18 protein-coding genes and 1 tRNA gene are annotated in these 18,317 nt (G+C 61.7%); 15 read left to right on the top strand and 4 right to left on the bottom strand.

The features are described 5' to 3' along the window. Positions 1 to 72: 72 nt before the first annotated feature. Positions 73 to 861 carry a 23S rRNA (guanosine(2251)-2'-O)-methyltransferase RlmB gene (gene rlmB, locus AC13F2_RS15255; RefSeq protein ID WP_482965711.1) on the bottom strand — a complete coding sequence of 263 codons (789 nt, stop codon included), beginning with the start codon at positions 859 to 861 and terminating at the stop codon, positions 73 to 75. Between the two features lie 141 nt (positions 862 to 1,002). Between rlmB and AC13F2_RS15250 the strand changes: the two genes are divergently transcribed. Continuing rightward, positions 1,003 to 1,088: transfer RNA gene (locus tag AC13F2_RS15250), tRNA-Tyr, on the top strand. A 61-nt stretch (positions 1,089 to 1,149) separates the two neighbouring features. Here the strand turns inward: AC13F2_RS15250 and AC13F2_RS15245 are convergent. Next, a complete protein-coding gene (locus AC13F2_RS15245) occupies positions 1,150 to 1,860 on the bottom strand; it encodes a Crp/Fnr family transcriptional regulator (RefSeq protein WP_397490787.1) in 711 nt (236 codons plus the stop codon). Between the two features lie 101 nt (positions 1,861 to 1,961). Between AC13F2_RS15245 and AC13F2_RS15240 the strand changes: the two genes are divergently transcribed. The 3 genes from AC13F2_RS15240 (at position 1,962) to AC13F2_RS15230 (ending at position 4,717) form a co-directional block, all read left to right on the top strand. Then, a complete protein-coding gene (locus AC13F2_RS15240) occupies positions 1,962 to 3,104 on the top strand; it encodes a beta-ketoacyl-ACP synthase III (protein ID WP_482965710.1) in 1,143 nt (380 codons plus the stop codon). Positions 3,105 to 3,143: 39 nt separating this feature from the next. Then, a complete protein-coding gene (locus AC13F2_RS15235) occupies positions 3,144 to 3,896 on the top strand; it encodes a phosphatidylserine decarboxylase (RefSeq protein WP_103023493.1) in 753 nt (250 codons plus the stop codon). Positions 3,897 to 3,979: 83 nt separating this feature from the next. Continuing rightward, positions 3,980 to 4,717, top strand: coding sequence for a CDP-alcohol phosphatidyltransferase family protein (locus AC13F2_RS15230; protein ID WP_196848057.1), 738 nt, complete (start codon positions 3,980 to 3,982; stop codon positions 4,715 to 4,717). On the opposite strand, the gene AC13F2_RS15225 is transcribed toward AC13F2_RS15230, so the two are convergent. After that, positions 4,701 to 4,940: a hypothetical protein gene (locus AC13F2_RS15225; RefSeq protein ID WP_222828778.1), complete on the bottom strand. Its 240-nt coding sequence runs from the start codon at positions 4,938 to 4,940 to the stop codon at positions 4,701 to 4,703. The two genes, AC13F2_RS15230 and AC13F2_RS15225, sit on opposite strands and share 17 nt — an antisense overlap. Positions 4,941 to 5,292: 352 nt before the next feature. Here AC13F2_RS15225 and rpsB point away from each other — a divergent pair, with 352 nt between their 5' ends. Beyond that, entirely contained in the window at positions 5,293 to 6,045 is a 753-nt protein-coding gene (gene rpsB, locus AC13F2_RS15220; RefSeq protein WP_301641364.1) for a 30S ribosomal protein S2, read from the top strand. A gap of 110 nt (positions 6,046 to 6,155) precedes the next feature. Continuing rightward, on the top strand, positions 6,156 to 7,082 hold the full coding sequence (tsf, locus tag AC13F2_RS15215) for a translation elongation factor Ts (protein WP_103023495.1): 927 nt from the start codon (positions 6,156 to 6,158) through the stop codon (positions 7,080 to 7,082). A gap of 204 nt (positions 7,083 to 7,286) precedes the next feature. On the opposite strand, the gene AC13F2_RS15210 is transcribed toward tsf, so the two are convergent. After that, positions 7,287 to 8,888: an SLC13 family permease gene (locus tag AC13F2_RS15210; RefSeq protein ID WP_482965709.1), complete on the bottom strand. Its 1,602-nt coding sequence runs from the start codon at positions 8,886 to 8,888 to the stop codon at positions 7,287 to 7,289. A gap of 220 nt (positions 8,889 to 9,108) precedes the next feature. On the opposite strand from AC13F2_RS15210, the gene pyrH reads away from it, so the two are divergent. From pyrH to fabZ, 9 genes are all read left to right on the top strand, one after another. Further along, positions 9,109 to 9,834, top strand: coding sequence for a UMP kinase (gene pyrH, locus AC13F2_RS15205; RefSeq protein ID WP_103023496.1), 726 nt, complete (start codon positions 9,109 to 9,111; stop codon positions 9,832 to 9,834). 12 nt (positions 9,835 to 9,846) lie between these two features. Then, positions 9,847 to 10,404 carry a ribosome recycling factor gene (gene frr, locus AC13F2_RS15200; RefSeq protein WP_482965708.1) on the top strand — a complete coding sequence of 186 codons (558 nt, stop codon included), beginning with the start codon at positions 9,847 to 9,849 and terminating at the stop codon, positions 10,402 to 10,404. 24 nt (positions 10,405 to 10,428) lie between these two features. Continuing rightward, a complete protein-coding gene (uppS, locus tag AC13F2_RS15195) occupies positions 10,429 to 11,112 on the top strand; it encodes a polyprenyl diphosphate synthase (RefSeq protein WP_196845881.1) in 684 nt (227 codons plus the stop codon). Then, entirely contained in the window at positions 11,099 to 11,866 is a 768-nt protein-coding gene (locus tag AC13F2_RS15190) for a phosphatidate cytidylyltransferase (protein WP_482965707.1), read from the top strand. The genes uppS and AC13F2_RS15190 overlap by 14 nt, the downstream gene beginning before the upstream one ends. Then, positions 11,863 to 13,014, top strand: coding sequence for a 1-deoxy-D-xylulose-5-phosphate reductoisomerase (gene dxr, locus AC13F2_RS15185; protein ID WP_482965706.1), 1,152 nt, complete (start codon positions 11,863 to 11,865; stop codon positions 13,012 to 13,014). The genes AC13F2_RS15190 and dxr overlap by 4 nt, the downstream gene beginning before the upstream one ends. 3 nt (positions 13,015 to 13,017) lie before the next feature. Continuing rightward, complete coding sequence (gene rseP, locus AC13F2_RS15180) at positions 13,018 to 14,160, top strand: RIP metalloprotease RseP (protein WP_482965705.1); 1,143 nt, start codon at positions 13,018 to 13,020, stop codon at positions 14,158 to 14,160. A gap of 171 nt (positions 14,161 to 14,331) precedes the next feature. After that, the gene (bamA, locus tag AC13F2_RS15175) at positions 14,332 to 17,091 is read left to right on the top strand and encodes an outer membrane protein assembly factor BamA (RefSeq protein WP_103023500.1); all 2,760 of its coding nucleotides are present in this window, start codon (positions 14,332 to 14,334) and stop codon (positions 17,089 to 17,091) included. Next, positions 17,091 to 17,786, top strand: a complete 696-nt coding sequence (locus AC13F2_RS15170; RefSeq protein ID WP_196845885.1) for an OmpH family outer membrane protein — start codon at positions 17,091 to 17,093, stop codon at positions 17,784 to 17,786. Before bamA ends, AC13F2_RS15170 begins: the two co-directional genes overlap by 1 nt. Positions 17,787 to 17,810: 24 nt before the next feature. Further along, positions 17,811 to 18,263 carry a 3-hydroxyacyl-ACP dehydratase FabZ gene (gene fabZ / locus AC13F2_RS15165; protein WP_103023502.1) on the top strand — a complete coding sequence of 151 codons (453 nt, stop codon included), beginning with the start codon at positions 17,811 to 17,813 and terminating at the stop codon, positions 18,261 to 18,263. Positions 18,264 to 18,317: the final 54 nt, after the last annotated feature.

Genomic DNA, 18,317 nt, shown 5'->3' with positions numbered 1-18,317 from the left:
GCAGCCGGTTCGATACTCGCCGCGCTTTCCCGGTCGGAAAGCGCGGCGTTTTCGTTTTCCCCTACACAGAGATCACCGCGTCGCGATGGCGTAGAGCGCGATCGCACCGGCGTTGGAAACGTTGAGGCTCTCGATCTCTTCGCCAATGGGCAGACGGGCGAGGGCATCGCAATGCGATTCGATATTCTGCCGCATTCCCTCGCCCTCGGCCCCAAGCACGATGGCTACCGGTCCTGCTGGAAGAGCTTCGGCGAGCGTTGTTTCGGTGGCCCCTGTCAGCCCTATGCGCCAGTATCCTGCTTCCGCCATCTGCTCCAGCGCTCGCGCCAGGTTGACTACGCGCACCCACGGCAGGATTTCCAACGCACCGGAAGCCGCCTTGCCGATGACGCCGCCTTCAGGTGGGGCGTTGCGATCCTGTGTCACCAGGGCAGAAGCGCCGAAAGCCGCTGCCGATCGCATGATCGCGCCGACGTTATGCGGGTCGGTCACTTGATCGAGAACGACGATGGGCCGGTCGGCATCGCCGCTCAGAACTTCATCGAGATGAATATCTTCCAGCGGCGCGCATTCGAGAACCAGCCCCTGGTGCGGCGCGTCCTTTGCAACAAGCCGCGCCAGATCCTGCACATCGGCATATTCCAGCGGGAAGTCTTCTGGCAATTCACCATCAAGCGATTCGATGGCTTCGCGCGTGGCCCATAGTTTGCGGTGAACCCGGTTGGGGTTCTTGAGCGCAGCTTCGACCGCATGGCGGCCCCACAGGCGAACCTGTCCACTACTCGCGCGGCCACTGCCTCGTCCGCCCTGCATTCGCCCTGCGCGGCCTCGCAAAGCCCGCTTGCGTTCACCCTTAGCCATCAAATCCGTCCTGTCTGCAACATTGGCTGCGGCCTGTGCCAGTGGGGGCATTGACAGGCAAGCGCCGCTTCGCCAAAGGGGCGCCTCTCGGCACGGGATCGCCACGCGATCTCACGATTTCTTCGATGAAATGGCCCGTGTGGACAGGTGGCCGAGTGGTTAAAGGCAGCAGACTGTAAATCTGCCCGCGCAAGCGTACGCTGGTTCGAATCCAGCCCTGTCCACCACCGCCATTTTCATTCTCATTCAGAAGTCCAAGGGGCGTTGGGTCCTTTTCTTCGGGCCGGCCTATCCGGCGATATCTTGCAGTTCTTCGATCATATCGATCCTGATCTCGCGCCGAGATGAAAGCGTAATGATGCCTTTCGCCCGCAACTGGGTCAGCTGCCGGCTGACGGTTTCCACTGTCAAACCGAGAATATCTGCAATCTGCTGCCGCGAAAGTGGCAGGAGGACGGTCGTCGATCCATCTGCTTCACTCGTTCCAAGGCGATCTGCCATCTCGAGCAGAAAGCTGGCGAGTTTCTGTTCTGCGGTCATGCGGCCGAGTAACAGCATCCACCGGCGAGTCCGGTCCAGTTCGCCCAACGTGCGTTCCAGAAGCTTATGTTCCAGGCGCGGATGTTCGCGGGCGAAGCGTTCGAAATCCCTTCGTTCGAACACGCAGATGTGGGAATCGGTCAGCGCCTCCACGCCATAGGGGGATGTTTCGCCGAATGGCCTGCCGAGGAAATCGGATGGATAGACGAGGCCGAGTATCTGTTCCTTCCCGTCTGCCGAATGGGAAGAAAGCTTCAAAATTCCCTCGATCACATTTGCGACGAGGACCGCTTCATGGCCCTCCCACATCAATTGCTCGCCCGCGGCAAGCCTGCGCCGACGGCCAATGCCGTTGAGAATGGCGATTTCCCGTGTATCGAGATCGGAGCAGATCGCCTTGTTGCGAATGGCGCAGGCCTGGCAAAGGTCATGTCGCGACGATGCGGGCGCTTCCTCCATAAATGCGGGGACTATCCGTTGTCGCATGAGATGCCAAGACATGGTGCAAGGCATCGGCGGGAGAGCTTGTCGGGATTGGCCAGTCGGCCTAGTCAGCTGCAATGACTCAGAGCGAAAAGCTGACCGGGCGTCCTGTCATCTCTGCCACAGGGCTGTTTACGCCATCCGACACCATCACGAACGAGGAGCTGGTTGAAAGCTTCAACCGCTATGTGGAGCGTCACAATGCCGACAACGCTGCTGCGATCGAGGCAGGGGATGTGGAAGCGCTGCAAACCAGTTCGGTGGAATTCATCGAAAAGGCGAGCGGGATAAAGGCGCGACATGTCATGGCGAAAGGTCCGATACTGAATCCGGAGATAATGGCGCCCCGCTGGCCGGAACGGTCCAATGAAGAGCTCTCCATGCTGGCAGAGATCGGGGTAAAGGCTGCCCAGCAAGCGCTAGAGCGAGCAGGGCGCGAAGCTGCGGAGGTCGATGCCGTCCTTTGCGCTGCCTCCAATATGGAGCGGCCCTACCCGGCAATGGCGATCGAAATCCAGCAGGAGCTGGGCATCGATGGTTTTGGTTTCGACATGAATGTCGCTTGCTCCTCGGCGACGTTCGGCATCCAGACGGCTGCGGACTACATCCGCTCGGGCAACGCGCGAAGCGTGCTGGTGATCAGCCCGGAAATAACCAGCGGCCACCTCAACTGGCGCGATCGTGACAGTCATTTCATTTTTGGCGATGTGGCAACCGCGGTGCTCGTCGAAGATGCTGGGATCGCACCGGCCACGCATTGGGATATTCTCGGCACGAAGCTGAAGACCGTCTTTTCGAACAACATCCGCAACAATTTCGGCTTTCTCAATCGTGCCTCCCCCGACGGCGAGGGCAAGGCGGACAAGCTCTTCGTTCAGGAAGGGCGCAAGGTGTTCAAGGAAGTCGTTCCGATGGTTGCCGAGATGATCGTGACCGAGGCGGAGAATTTCGGGCTCGATCCGCAAGGACTGCGGCGCCTGTGGCTTCACCAGGCCAATGCCGGGATGAACCGTCTTATCGCCCAGCGCGTGCTGGGACACGAGGCGACCGCCGATGAAAGCCCCACGGTACTCGATACCTACGCCAATACGTCCAGTGCCGGTTCGATCATAGCTTTCCACAAGCATAGCGACGATCTGAAGGCAGGCGATACCGGACTGATCTGCAGCTTTGGTGCCGGATATTCGGCAGGCGCGGTCTTCGTGCGCAAGGTGGCATAACACCTTGTGACTATTGGCCGCAGTCCCTAGGTGTTGAACATGCCTGGTGATCTTCTTGACAATCGTGGCCGCGGCGATGCTCGCTGGTCATGGCCCCCCATCCATCCCGAAGGACGCAAGTTCGGGATTATCGCAGTAATCGTTAGCCTGGTTTTCCTGCTCGGTCTCGACTGGGAAATCATTGGCTGGCCGCTGCTGCTGCTTTCTCTGGGCGTGTTCGCGTTTTTTCGCGACCCGCAGCGCGTGGTGCCGCAGGACGACAGGTTCATCGTCGCGCCGGCCGATGGGCTTGTCTCGCTTATTGCCGAAGTCGAGCCCCCGGCAGAATTGATCGTCGATGATGGTAGCGAACATGCCGGGCTGGAAGCGGCCAAGGTCACGCGGATCTCGATCTTCATGTCGGTCTTCGACGTGCATATCAACCGCACGCCGATCGCGGGGACCATTCGCCGTGTCGTCTACATTCCCGGAAGCTTCGTGGACGCCGGCCTTGATAAGGCAAGCGAGGAAAACGAGCGCCAGCATATTCTGGTCGAGCGCACGGACGGATTGAAGCTGGGATTCACTCAGATAGCCGGCTTGGTTGCGCGGCGGATCGTTCCCTTCGTCAAACCGGGCGACACCGTGGGCGTAGGGCAGCGGATCGGCTTGATCCGGTTCGGTAGTCGGGTCGATGTCTATTTGCCGGCAGGTACCGATTCGAAGGTTCTGCTGGGTCAGAAGGTGATAGCAGGCGAGACCGTTCTGGCAGAAATTGGAACGCAGACGCTGATCGAGGGCGTGTCCCAGTGAGCTTACTCCCGCCGCAGGCCCCCGCAGAGCCGGAAGAGCGCGCACGTTTGGGCCCGAAGGCGGCGGAAGATGAACGTCCGGTAATGGGCCGCTCGCGTGCATTGACGCTCAAGGCGATGGTGCCCAATGCGATCACGGCTGCTGCTCTGTGTTCCGGCCTTACCGGCATCCGCTTCGCCATCGGCGAAAATTGGGGTGCGGCGGTTGTTGCGATCATTCTGGCGGGCCTGCTTGACGGGATCGATGGACGAATAGCGCGTGCCCTCAAGGCGCAATCGCGGTTCGGAGCAGAACTGGACAGCCTGGCAGATTCGCTGAGCTTCGGCACTGCGCCCGCGATCATCATTTACCTGTGGTCGCTGTCAGCCGAACCGAGGCTCGGCTGGTTCGCAGCGCTGGCTTTTGCGATATGTTGCGCTCTCAGGCTCGCACGGTTCAATGCTCAGATCGATGTGAAGGAGCAGCCGCATAAATCTCTCGGTTTCCTGACCGGCGTTCCTGCGCCTTTGGGCGCGGGGCTGGCCTTTGCGCCATTCTATCTTTGGATGGCTACGGGGCTTGAAGAGCTTCGTCATCCGCTTCTGGTCGGCGTCTGGCTGGTCGCAGTGGCATTGCTCATGATCTCGAGCATGGCCACACCCGGTTGGACGTCACTGCGGCCACGGCGCGGAATCAGGCTCGAGATAATCGCCTTAGCCGGACTTCTGTTTGCCGCTTTGCTGGTCGAACCATGGTGGACCTTGAGTGCGATTTGCGTCGGCTATCTCTTGCTGCTGCCTTATACTCTGCTCCGCTATTCCCGGATCAAGCGGCGCAGTTGATCGTGCCCTTCGCGGCGCGGCCCGCGGCCGATCTATCGAACGCCGTATGACCTCCACCCGCGATGACCGGACGAAGTGACGGCAGGGCGGGGACGTTTCCGTTCTTCAAATCGCGGCGCAGTCTGCCGAAAGCGGACCACCACCTTAGACCGCTATCGGCGAGAACGCCCACTGCCGCCAGAGCGGTAGCGGCGAGAAGGATGACAAGAAACAGTGCGAACATTGCGATATCTCCAACCCCGGCTGCTGCCAACTATGTTGACAGACTGGGGAAATCAGGTGGAAAACCCGTACTGACCACCGTCGGTTCCGGTGATTTGGGCAATGTTCTCTTTTTGTTCTTGCTTGTCAACTGCTTTTCGCGTCCGGATTCCCTTTTTTAGCGGTGAATCGAGGCTGGATTTCCTGCCCGAACAGCGCTAAGGGCGCCCGGTTCGCATCGGAATCGGTCGTTTCTATGACTGTTCCGGTCGGGCAAATCCACATGGAAGGCACACCATACCGGTGCCCTGCGCGGGACATGACCGCATTCGGGTTCCAGCTTTCCAGAGGCATAACCGGAAAGGAATATGATTATGGCGGCTCCTACCGTCACGATGCAGCAATTGATCGAAGCCGGATCGCACTTCGGCCACCAGACCCACCGTTGGAACCCGCGCATGAAGCCGTATATCTTCGGCGCGCGCAACGGCATCCATATCATCGATCTGTCGCAGACCGTACCGCTGTTCGCGCGCGCGCTCGACTTCGTCCAGCAGACCGCGCGTTCGGGCGGCAAGGTGCTGTTCGTCGGTACCAAGCGCCAGGCGCAGGACGCGATCCGCGACGCCGCGCTTGCTTCGGGTCAGCACTTCGTCAACCACCGCTGGCTCGGCGGCATGCTGACCAACTGGAAGACCATCAGCGAACGCATCAAGTACCTCAAGACGCTCGATGAGCGCCTTTCGGGTGACACGGCCGGTCTGACCAAGAAGGAAGTGCTCGACCTTACCCGCAAGCGGGACAAGCTCGAAATGTCGCTTGGCGGCATTCGCAACATGGGCGGCATTCCGGACGTTATGTTCGTGATCGACGCGAACATGGAAGATCTGGCGATCAAGGAAGCCAATGTTCTCGGCATCCCCGTCGTCGCCGTGCTCGACACCAATGTCGATCCTGAAGGCATCGCTTTCCCGATCCCGGGCAACGACGATGCTGCACGCGCCATCCGTCTTTACTGCGATGCAGTCGCCAATGCAGCCAAGAGCGGCAAGGGCGAGGGCATCCAGGATTCGGGTGCCGACGTTGGCGCGATGGAAAATCCGCCGGAAGAAACTGCGGCGGCCTAAGCTCTTTAACGACCGGGCGCCATCACGCGCTCGTCACAAAGCGGAGTTACGCGCCGGGCCGCTATCCAGTTGGCCCGGTGCCCGCACATCATCTCTAGAAGGAAAATACCATGGCTGCATTCACTGCCGCTGACGTAAAAGCCCTCCGTGAAAAGACCGGCGCGGGCATGATGGACGCCAAGAAGGCACTCGAAGCCGCAAACGGCGATATCGAAGCTGCGGTCGACGCACTGCGCGCCAAGGGCCTCGCCACTGCTCAGAAGAAGTCGAGCCGGACTGCCGCCGAAGGTCTCGTCGGCATTGCCGTCGAAGGCACCAAGGGTGTTGCCGTCGAAGTGAACTCGGAAACCGACTTCGTTGCCAAGAACGACCAGTTCCAGGATTTCGTCCGCAAGACCACGCAGGTCGCGCTCGGCACCGCTGGTGACGACGTCGAGGCGCTGAAGGCTGCCGACTATCCGACCGGTGGCACCGTCGGCGACAAGCTGACCGACAATGTTGCGACCATCGGCGAGAACCAGCAGGTCCGCCGCATGAAGACCGTTTCGGTCACCGACGGCGTCGTCGTGCCCTATATGCACAATGCAGTCGCTCCGGACCTCGGCAAGATCGGCGTGCTCGTCGCGCTTGAGAGTGAAGGCGACAAGGACAAGCTGGCCGAGCTCGGCAAGAAGCTCGGCATGCACATCGCCGCCGCTTTCCCGCAGGCTCTGACCGCTGACGGTCTCGACGCCGAAGTGATCGAGCGCGAGCGCGCGATCGCCAAGGAAAAGGCTGCCGAAAGCGGCAAGCCCGAGAACGTCCAGGACAAGATGGTCGAAGGCGCTGTGTCCAAGTACGCCAAGGAGAACGCCCTGCTGAGCCAGGTCTTCGTCATGGATAACAAGACCCCCATCGCGCAGGTCGTCGAGCAGGCTGCCAAGGATGTCGGCGCCAAGGTCGAGCTGGTGGACTATGTCCGCTTCCAGCTGGGCGAAGGCATCGAGAAGGAAGAGAGCGACTTCGCCGCCGAGGTCGCCGCTGCCGTAGCCGGCTAAGCGTAACCGCTTCCTACAGGATTGGGCCGCCGGACCGTGTGTTCGGCGGCCTTTTTCGTGGGCGGGGGGTGCCGGGGTGGGCGGCATCTTGGCCAAGTTCATGCATGGGCGTGCGGGTGTGGCCGAATCGGGGTTGGAGTGGCCCGCCGCGAAGCTAGCGGGACGGCGCCGTGTAGGAAATCGGGTCGATCGAGTGGGCCTGCGCTAGAATTGCAGGCCCATCGCCGCGCCGCCCAGGAAGTAGCAGAACAGCGTTATTAGCACGACCCCGACGAGGTTGAGCACCAGGCCGCCGCGCGCCATTTCGGCGATGGTGACGGCGCCGGTACTAAACACGATCGCATTGGGCGGCGTCCCCACCGGCAGCATGAACGCACAGGTGGCGGCGAAGGCGGCAGGGACCAGAAGGCCCATCGGATCGACCCCGATACCCAATGCGACCCCGCCGAGGATCGGAATGAAGGTAGCTGCAGTCGCCGTGTTGCTGGTGACTTCGGTGAGGAAGAGCACGATCGCGACCACTGCCGCGATCAGCAGGATGAGCGGCAGTGCGCCGAGGCCACTGGCCTGCACGCCGAACCACGCGTCGAGACCGGTGGCGGCGACCGCGCTGGCGAGACTGAGGCCGCCGCCGAACAGCAGCAGCACGCCCCAGGGCAGACCGTCTTCCGCGTCTTTCCAGGTCAGCACCATTTCGCGCCGGCCCCGTCCGGGCAGGATGAACATGGCGATGCCGGCGGCAATGGCGACGGCGGTATCGTTCATCTGTCCGAACCAGCCGAGATTATCGCCAAGACCCGGAACGCTGGAAAGGAGGCCCGGTACGACCCACAGAAACGCGGCGCCGACGAAGACGGCCGCAACCATCTTTTCGCCCTGCGAGACGGGTCCGAGCTTGTGGATTTCCTTTTCGATCATGTCGCGGCCGCCCGGAATGTCGCTGAGATCGAAGCGATAGAGCAGCCGGGTCATCAGGAGCCAGCCGACCAGGATGAAGGCGAGTGCAGTCGGCACGCCGAGCATCATCCAGTCGAGAAAACCGATTTCGATACCCAGTTCCGTGCTGGCATAGCCGGCGATGATCGCGTTGGGCGGGCTGCCAAGCAGCGTTCCCAGGCCGCCCATGCTGGCAGACCATGCGATGGCCAGCATCAGGCAGATCGCGAAACGACGAATGTCGGAATCTTCCCCCAGATCCACGTGCCCGGGCCGGGGCAGGGCGGCAGTGTTGTCGGGCGCGTCCGACGCCGTATTCGCGCGGTCGCCCATGAGCGCGATGACCGACAGGCCGATCGGCAGCATCATGAGCGTAGTTGCGGTGTTGGAAACCCACATGGAAAGAAAGCCGGTGGCGAGCATGAGGCCAAGCACGATCTGCTTGGGCGACGTGCCGACCCGGCGCAGCGTCCACAGCGCAATCCGCCGATGCAAATTCCATTTTTCCATCGCGATGGCGATGAGGAAGCCACCCAGAAACAGAAAGACGATCGGGCTGGCATAGGGGGCAGTGCTGCCTGCCACATCCAGATCGGTAACCATCGGCATCAGCACGATCGGAAGAAGCGAGGTGGCGGCGAGCGGGATCGCTTCGGTGGTCCACCATACAGCCATCAATGTCCCAATTGCGGCAACGGCACGGGCATCCTGGCTCAAATTCTCAGCGCCGCCGAGCGCCAGCCAGACCGCCAGCGCGGCAATCGGCCCCAAGGCGCGAAGCATCCAGGTCAGCCGTGCGGGGCGCAAGCCCGGCGTAGCCGGTGCGTCATAATCTTCGTACCGGCCCTGGTGGCGAATTTCATCCGACATGCATTCTCCCAATCCCATGCCCGCCATATCGACCCGATCCCCCAAGATCGACGTTGTCGGGCTGTCGGCCTTATCCGACACATTGCACCGCGTCACTAGGGTGGGTGGCTTTCTTGCCTGAGATTGCCGGGTCGGCAGGCGCACGGCTTTCCCTTTGCGCCTGTGCCCCTTCGCGGCTAAGGAGCCGCAACCTCTTGCGCAACACGGATTCTCCGCCTCCATGCCTCTTAAGACGATGAAGCGTGTCCTCCTGAAACTATCGGGCGAAGTCCTGATGGGCGATCAACAGTTCGGGATCGATCCTGCTTTCGTCCTTGAACTGGCCAAGGAAGTGAAGACCGCGCGGGAGACCGGTTTGGAGATCTGCCTGGTCATCGGCGGCGGCAATATTTTCCGCGGTATGGCCGGGGCGGCGCAGGGCATGGACCGGGCGCAGGCCGATTACATGGGCATGCTGGCAACGGTGATGAACGCGCTGGCGATGCAGAGCGCGCTGGAGCAGCTTGGCGTGCAGACCCGTGTGCAAAGTGCGGTGCAGATGGATCAGGTGTGCGAGCCGGTGATCCGCCGCCGTGCCGAACGGCACCTCGAAAAGGGGCGCATCGTGATTTTCGCCGCGGGCGTGGGCGCACCCTATTTCACCACCGACAGCGGCGCCGCCCTGCGCGCAGCCGAAATGAACTGTGACGCGCTGCTGAAGGGCACGAGCGTCGACGGGGTATACGACAGCGATCCCAAGAAGAACGCAGAAGCGAAGCGGTTCGATACCGTTACCTACGGCAAGGTTCTGGCCGACGACCTGAAGGTCATGGATGCCAGCGCGGTCGCGCTGTGCCGCGACAACAATATTCCGATCGTCGTTTTCTCGATCCGCGAGAAAGGCAATCTGGCCCGCGTGCTGAGCGGGCAGGGTGTGCAGACGATCGTCACGAACGAAAAGAAGTAAGAGGAAGCCGCCATGGCAAAGTACGACAAAGCCGACATCGAGCGCCGCATGAATGGCGCAGTGGAAAGCCTGAAGAGCGACCTTTCGGGTCTGCGCACGGGCCGCGCCAACACCAGTCTGCTCGACCCGGTCGTGGTCGAGGTTTACGGTGCCATGATGCCCCTGAACCAGGTGGCCACTGTCAGCGCACCCGAACCGCGCATGCTGAGCGTGCAGGTGTGGGACAAGGCCAATGTGACGGCGGTCGAGAAGGGTATCGCGAAGTCCAACCTGGGCCTCAACCCGATGATCGACGGTCAGAACGTGCGTCTGCCGATGCCCGACCTGACCCAGGAACGCCGCAAGGCGCTGGCCAAGCTGGCAGGCGAGTATGGCGAGAAGGCGAAGATCGCCATTCGCAACGTGCGCCGCGACGGTATGGAAGCGCTGAAGGACGACGAGAAGAAGAAGGAAATCTCCGAGGACGACCGCAAGCGGTCCGAGGACGAGGTCCAGAAACTGACCGACAAATACGTCGCCGATACCGATGCGGCGGTCGAAAAGAAGGTTCAGGAAATCCTGTCACAGTAAGCTGGCAGGACGGGGAGCGGAAAGATGAACGGGGAAGGGCAGCACGCCCGGCATGTAGCCATCATCATGGATGGCAATGGCCGCTGGGCGAAGCGCAAGCACCTGCCCCGGGTCATGGGCCATCGCAAGGGCGTGGAAGCCGTACGCGAGTTGGTGCGCAGCCTGAAGGACACGAGCATCGAGTGCCTGACGCTCTATGCTTTCAGCAGCGAAAACTGGAAGCGGCCCGAGGAAGAAGTCGACGATTTGATGAACTTGATGCGCAAGTTCATCAAATCGGATCTGCCTGAATTCATTGCCAATGACGTGAAGCTACATATTCTGGGCGACTGGAAGGGTCTGGCTCCCGACATCGTCGGCATGCTGGAAGACGCGCTGGCGCAAACGGCCAGCGGATCGCGCACTTTGGCCGTGGCGCTCAATTACGGATCGCAGGCCGAGATCGCCCATGCGGCGCAAGCCGCCGCGGCAGAGGGCGAGATCACAGAAGAGAGCATTGCGCGCCACCTTTACAGTGCCGGATTGCCACCGCTCGACCTGCTTATTCGCACAAGCGGCGAGGTGCGGTTGTCCAATTTTCTCTTGTGGCAGGCGGCTTACGCGGAGATGCTGTTCCTCGACGTGCTATGGCCGGACTTCACGCCTGACCATCTGAAGAGCGCGCTGATCGAATATGGGGAACGGGAGAGACGTTTTGGCGGGCGGTGAACCGCAGGTTGAATTGCGCAAACGCGACCGGATGAAAGCGACCGCAAGGCGTTATGTCCGCGTGCCTCTGGCGGTGCGCACATCCGACTTGCCGAAACGCGCCGCGTCAGCGGCAGTCATGCTGGCCGTGGCAGGCGGCGCGCTGTGGGCCGGCGGCATTGCGCTGACGCTGTTTATCGTCATCGTGGCGGCGGCGACCTATGCCGAACTGGTCAGGCTGGTCGTCAGGGCGACCGTACGGCCGGGCTGGCGGATCGCAGGGCTGATACTGGGCGCCATTTATATCGGCTTTGCCGCCTATTCCCTCGTCATCATGCCGCGTTTCTATCTCTATCTGGTGATCGGATCGGTCATCTTCACGGATACATTCGCCTATTTCACCGGACGTACGATCGGCGGGCCGACCATCGCCCCGCGGATCAGCCCATCCAAGACGTGGGCAGGGCTGGGCGGCGGCGTGGCCGGCGCGGCCCTGTTCGGCGTCATCCTGCTGCAGGCGATCGTACCGATGTCGGATAGCTGGCATCTGGGGATCGATGCCTATCCCTGGTCGTCGCTCGCCGCGATCGCGATCGGTGCGATTGCGGCTATCGCTGCACAATCGGGCGATTTCCTGGAGAGCTGGCTGAAGCGCAAGGCGCATATGAAGGATTCGTCCAATCTGATCCCCGGACATGGCGGGGTATTCGATCGGACCGACGGGATGCTGCCGGTGGCCGTGGTGGTCGGTCTGCTGGTAACAGGCATCGCATGACCCGCACGATTTCCATCCTCGGTGCGACGGGTTCGGTCGGCGAACAGACGCTAGATCTTGTCCGCCGCAACCGCGACGACTGGCGCGTGGTCGCGCTGACGGCGAATTGCCAGGTCGCCACGCTTGCTGCGGCAGCGCGCGAGTTCGGGGCCGAGATTGCCGTAGTGGCCGACGAGAGCTGCCTTGCCGATCTGCGCGAGGCGCTGGCAGGTAGCGGCATCGAGGCCGCGGCGGGCCGGACCGCCCTGTGCGAAGCGGCGGCACGCCCGGTCGATCTGACGGTGGCCGCGATCGTCGGCTGTGCCGGACTTGGCCCGACCATGGCTGCGATCGAGCAGGGCGGCACCATCGCACTGGCCAATAAGGAAGCGCTGGTTTCCGCGGGCGAGGTCATGACTGCTGCAGTGAGCCGCCACGGCGCCACGCTGCTGCCGGTGGACAGCGAACACAATGCAATTTTCCAGTGCCTGCAAGGCGGGCGGATCGAAGATGTCCGCTCGATCACGCTGACGGCCAGCGGCGGGCCCTTGCGGTTGGTAGACGACCTGTCCGAGGTCACGCCCGAACAGGCGATCGCCCATCCGAACTGGGACATGGGCGCCAAGATCAGCGTCGACAGTGCCACCATGTTCAACAAGGGGCTGGAGCTGATCGAGGCGCATCATCTGTTCCCCGTCGGACTGGAGCGGATCCGGATCGTCGTGCATCCGCAAAGCGTGATCCATTCCATGGTCGAATATCGCGACGGGTCAACGCTGGCGCAGCTTGGCCCATCCGACATGCGCGTACCGATCGCATCGTGCCTTGCCTGGCCCGCGCGGATGGATACGCCGATGGCGCCGCTGGATCTGGCGGCGATCGGCGAACTGTCCTTTTTTGCGCCGGACGAGAAGCGTTTTCCCGCTACCAGACTGGCGCGCGAGGCGGCCGAAGCGGGGGGAGCGGCCCCGGCGGTGCTCAACGCGGCGAACGAAATCGCAGTAGAAGCTTTCCTGAAGCGTAAGATTGCGTTCAGCAGGATCGCGGTATTGGTCGAGCGTGTTCTTGCGGACGGGAATCACCCCGATGCGCCGCGTTCTCTCAGCGACGTGCTGATGGTGGACGAGGCTTCGCGCAGACGCGCCACCGAAATGCTGGAGCTTGCCTGACCCGTGGAATTGAACCTGCCTCTCTGGCTTTACTATGTCATCGGTTTCCCGTTGCTGCTGGGCCCGCTGGTAACGATCCACGAGCTCGGCCACTATCTGGTGGGGCGCTGGTTCGGCGTTCACGCGGAAGCCTTCTCGGTCGGTTTCGGCAAGGAAATCTGGGGCTTTACCGACCGGCGCGGCACGCGCTGGAAGCTGAGCGTGCTGCCGCTGGGCGGTTATGTGCAGTTCAAGGGCGACATGAACCCTGCGAGCATTCCCGATCCGCAGGCGGCCAGGCATGCCAGCGCCGAGGAACGGCAGGGCAGTTTCCACCATGCCGCGCTGTGGAAGCGCGCGCTGATCGTTTTTGCCGGGCCGGCGACCAATATTCTGCTGACACTGGCGATTTTCGCCGGCTTTTTCGCCTTTTACGGCAAACCCGTCCCGGCCGATGCCGAGCAGCAGCTGGCCGTGGCGGAATTTGCCGAGGTGTCCTCTGCACGCGAGGCGGGTATCGAGGTCGGCGACCGGATCGTCGCGGTCGAGGGCGAGCGGATGGAGGATTTCCGCGATGTCCAGGATTCGATCATGCTCTATCCCGGCCGCACGCTCGACATAACGGTCGACCGCGACGGCGCGGAGCGGACCTTTGCCGTCCCGGTCCGCAGCGTGGAAATGGAGGATCGCTTCGGCAATGTGTCGAAGGTGGGTCTGATTGGCATCGCCTCGGGCGCATCGGCCTTCGAGTTCGAACCGCAGGGCGTGATCGCCTCGCTGGGGCTGGCCGTCGATCATTCGATCGGGATCGTCGACATGATGGTCACGGGAATCGGGCAGATATTCACGGGCGAACGGTCGGTTCAGGAACTTGGCGGGCCGGTGAAGATCGCGAAATTTTCCGGCGAACAGCTCAGTCTGGGCGGGATGGCCTTCATCAACTTCGTGGCCCTGATCTCGCTTAACTTGGCATTCATCAACCTGCTGCCAATTCCGGCCCTCGACGGCGGGCACCTGGCTTTCTATGCGGCTGAAGCGATCCGCCGGAAGCCGGTGGGTCCACGTGGAACCGAAGTGGCGTATCGCGCCGGTGTGGCCCTCGTGCTCATGCTGATGGTATTCGTCACGATCAACGATCTGGTGCACCTCCCGGTATTCGGGAATTAGCCGGGGAAACGGAGCGGGATACCGGCAAATCGCAGCAGCAAAGCTTGATTGGCGAAGGCGCTTGAGGCAGGGGGACGATTGGTCGCTCCGCACACGCGGCCCGATGCCGGATCGGGGACTGCGCCTGCCGGGTCTTCTGTAAGTGTAACGAGGACGGGAATCTCCTTGTCGATGACTGAATTTGCTTCTGCCGCTACGCGTCGCAAGAACTCTGCTGCGCGGCTGGCGATCGGCCTGCTGGCCGGGACCATGCTTGCCGGGATGCCCGCTGCGGCATTCGCGCAGGACGAAGATGCGGCAACGCCTTCCCCCGCGCCCGCTCCGGCGACGCCGCAGGACGGCGAGGCCTTCGTGCCGACGCTGGCGCCTGCAGCAACCGCGCAGCAGGACGTCGTCCAGACGATCGCGATCAGCGGTGCAGAGCGTCTCGAGCCGAATACGATCCTGTCGTATATCAAGCTGCGCCCGGGCGATGTGTGGACGCAGGCGGCCGGCGACCAGGTCCTCAAGGACCTCTCCGCCACCGAGCTGTTCTCCAATTACAGCGTGACGAACGATAACGGGAACGTGGTTATCACCGTGGTCGAGAACCCGGTCATCAACCGCATCATTCTCGAAGGCAACAAACGGATCAAGAACGACAAGATCCTGCCCGAGATCAAGCTGTCGCCGCGCCAGATCTTCACCCGTTCCAAGGTGCGCGCCGACGTTGCCCGCATCATCGAGCTCTACAAGCGGCAGGGCCGCTTCGCCGCGACGGTCGAACCGAAGATGGTCGAACTGTCGCAGAACCGCGTCGATGTCGTGTTTGAAATCAACGAAGGGCCCAAGTCCAAGGTCCGCCAGATCAACATCATCGGCAACGAAGCGTTCTCGGACGGTGACCTGCGCGGCGAGATGATCACCAAGCAGGCGCGCCTGACCAGCTTCCTGAGTTCCAACACGAGTTACGATCCCGATCGCCTCGCCTTCGACCAGCAGAAGCTGCGCCAGTTCTACCTGACCGAAGGTTATGCCGATTTCCGTGTGGTTTCAGCAGTTGCCGAGCTGACCCCCGACAAGCGCGACTTCATCATCACCTACGTCGTCGAGGAAGGCGAACGCTACAAGTTCGGCGACGTCGGGGTCGAGTCGCGACTGCGCGATTTCGACGATAGCGCTATGACAACGCGCCTGCCGATGAAGACGGGCGATTGGTACGATGCCAAGCTGGTCGAAGATACCGTCGAGCAGATGACCGAACTGGCCGGTACCTTCGGTTACGCCTTCGCCGATGTTTCTCCCGAGTTCCGCCGGAACCCGGAAGATCATACGATGAGCGTCACATTCGTGATCCGCGAAGCGCCGCGCGTTTATGTCGAACGTATCGACGTGAACGGCAACACGCTGACGCAGGACAAGGTCATCCGCCGCGAGTTCCGTATTGCGGAAGGCGATGCGTTCAACTCGCTTTCCGTCGCGCGTTCGACGGCGCGTATCAATTCGTTGGGCTACTTCCAGGAAAACTTCGAGATCAACCAGGTCGAGGGCAGTGCGCCCGACCGCATCATTCTCGAAGCGAACGTGGAAGAGCAGCCGACCGGCGAACTACAGCTTTCGGCTGGTTTCTCGAGCATCGAGAACTTCATCCTTGCCGGCTCTATCCGCCAGCGCAACTTCCGCGGTCGCGGCCAGACCGTCGGGCTGAGCCTGAACTATTCGCGCTTCTCGAAGTCGGCGCAGGTCAGCTTTACCGAACCGTACGTGTTCGATCGCAATATTTCGGCCGGCGTCGATATCTATCGTCGCGACATCAACAGCTTCAATTTCCGTAACAATCAGCGCAACACCACTTTCCAGCAATCCACCACCGGTGCATCGCTGCGGGCCGGTGTGCCGTTGACGGAATATATCTCTGCGATCGGCAGCTACACCTTCAATTACGACGACGTGTCGCTCGACGAGTCGCTGTATTTCTCGGATCGCGATGGTGATGGGGTTGCGAGTTGTGACCCGCTGCTCGCCAGCCGTTATCTGTGCGAAGCGATCGGCAAGCGCGCCAGCTCGATCCTCGGCCTGACAATCAATTACAACACGCTCAACAGCCGGCTGCGTCCAACGCGCGGGGAAACGCTCAGTGTCACGGGTGAATTCGCCGGTCTGGGCGGTGACGCGAAATACGTGCGCGCGCGCGCCAAGGGCAGCAAGTTCTGGCCGGTGGGTGCCGGCTTCATCTTCTCGGTGACCGGTGAAGGTGGCTGGATCCACAGCTTCGAAAACAATGCCGTTCCCGGACAGGACAATGTGCGCCTGACAGATCGGTTCTTCCTCGGTGAGCCACAAATGCGTGGTTTCGACATTCGAGGCGTAGGCCCGCGTATTGTCCGTCTGCAATATCTGGATGACGATGGCGACGACAGCACGCCCCGCGTACTCCAGACGATCGACGAAGCGCTCTCGGGCGACCGGCGGGTCGACGATTCGCTTGGCGGGCGCGCCTATTATCTGGGCCGCGCAGAACTGGAAATCCCGCTGGGCAGCGGTGCCCGCGAGATGGGCCTGCGTCCGTCGATCTTCCTCGACGTCGGTTCGCTGTTCGACATTACGCAGCCGGTTCTCCAAGATTATCCCAACGGCCTCCAGGCGACCGACGGCAGCGGAAATCTGCTGTTCGTCCAGTCGGGCGTCGGCGCCGACGGGAACCCTACCGTCGAGCTCGTGACCAGCCCGGTTGCGCCCGATGGCACCGTCAATCCTCCAAGCATCATTGGCGGGACCTACTTCAGGGAGGTCTTCGTTGGCGACAGCCCGTCGCCGCGTATTTCAGTGGGTGTGGGCGTGAACTGGAATTCGCCCTTCGGTCCGTTCAGGATCGATGTAGCTCACGTGCTTAAAAAGCAGGTTGGAGACGATACCAAAGTCTTCACCTTCAACGTAGGAACGCAATTCTGATGAAAATTTTCGCAAAAACCATCGTTGCCGCCTCGCTTGCCAGCGTGGCCGCCATCGCGACTCCTGCTGCGGCGCAGGTTGCAGGCATTGCCACCAGCAGCCCGGAAGCCGTGATCGTTCGCAGCCAAGCGCGCATCAACGCCTATCAGCAGATCGACCAGCAATTCGCGAGCCAGATCACTCAGCTCCGCACGATGCGTCAGGAAATGCAGACGCTTCAGCAGAGCCTCGATACGGACAGCAACGGTCAGATCAGCCAGGCTGAAGCACAGGCTAACCAGTCCGTGGTGCAGCAGCTGCAGCAGAAAGAGCAGCAGCTCCAGCAGGCATCGCAGCCGATCGTCCTCGCGCAGACCTATGCCATCGAGCAGCTGATCAACGATTACCAGAACGTTCAACAGCAGGTCGTCCAGCAGAAGAAGATCCAGCTCCTGCTCAACCCCGATGCGATCCAGTGGGCGCCTGACGCAGTGAACGTGACCGACGATCTCGTCGCCGCGCTGAACCAGCGCGTTCCCAGCGTGCAGACGACACCGCCTGCCGGCTGGCGTCCGCGCCAGGAATCGCTGGCAACGCAGCAGACGGTTTCGCAGGTCCTGCTCAATGTTGCACAGCAGCAGGCAGCGCAGCAGCAGCAACAGGCCGGCCAGCAGCCTGCACAGCAGCAGCAGCCCGCACAGCCTTCGGGCCGCTGATTTCGGAAAAATAGGGGCAGGGTGATGAGTGATTCCGGTTTCGACGTGGTCGAGGTGCTCAAGCGCCTTCCGCATCGCTATCCCCTGCTTCTCGTCGACCGGGTGAAGGAGCTCGTCCCTGACGAGCGCATTCACGCGGTCAAGGCGGTCAGCTTCAACGAAGATTTTTTCCAGGGCCATTTCCCCGGTGCGCCGATCATGCCCGGGGTTCTGCAGATCGAAGCCTTGGCACAGGCCGCCGGTGTTCTTGCGGTGGAAAGCCTCGGGCTCGCCGGATCGGGCAAGCTCGTGTATTTCATGGCCATCGAGAACGCCAAGTTTCGCGCTCCGGTGACGCCGGGCGTCCTGCTCGATCTGAAGGCCGAGTTCGTGCAGAAGCGCGCCCGGGTCTGTAAATTCGCTGGCGCGGCATCGGTCGAAGGCAAAGTAACCTGCGAAGTGAGCTTCACAGCGATGATTGCCGACGCACCCGAATAAGGTTGCCAATATCGGTGCTCGCCGCTATGCGCGCGCCTTTCCCATTCACAGCTG

Source organism: Qipengyuania sp. L-5Y (assembly GCF_056859455.1).
The sequence above is the reverse complement of the archived record's forward strand: the minus strand, read 5'-3'. Positions and strand labels throughout refer to the sequence as shown.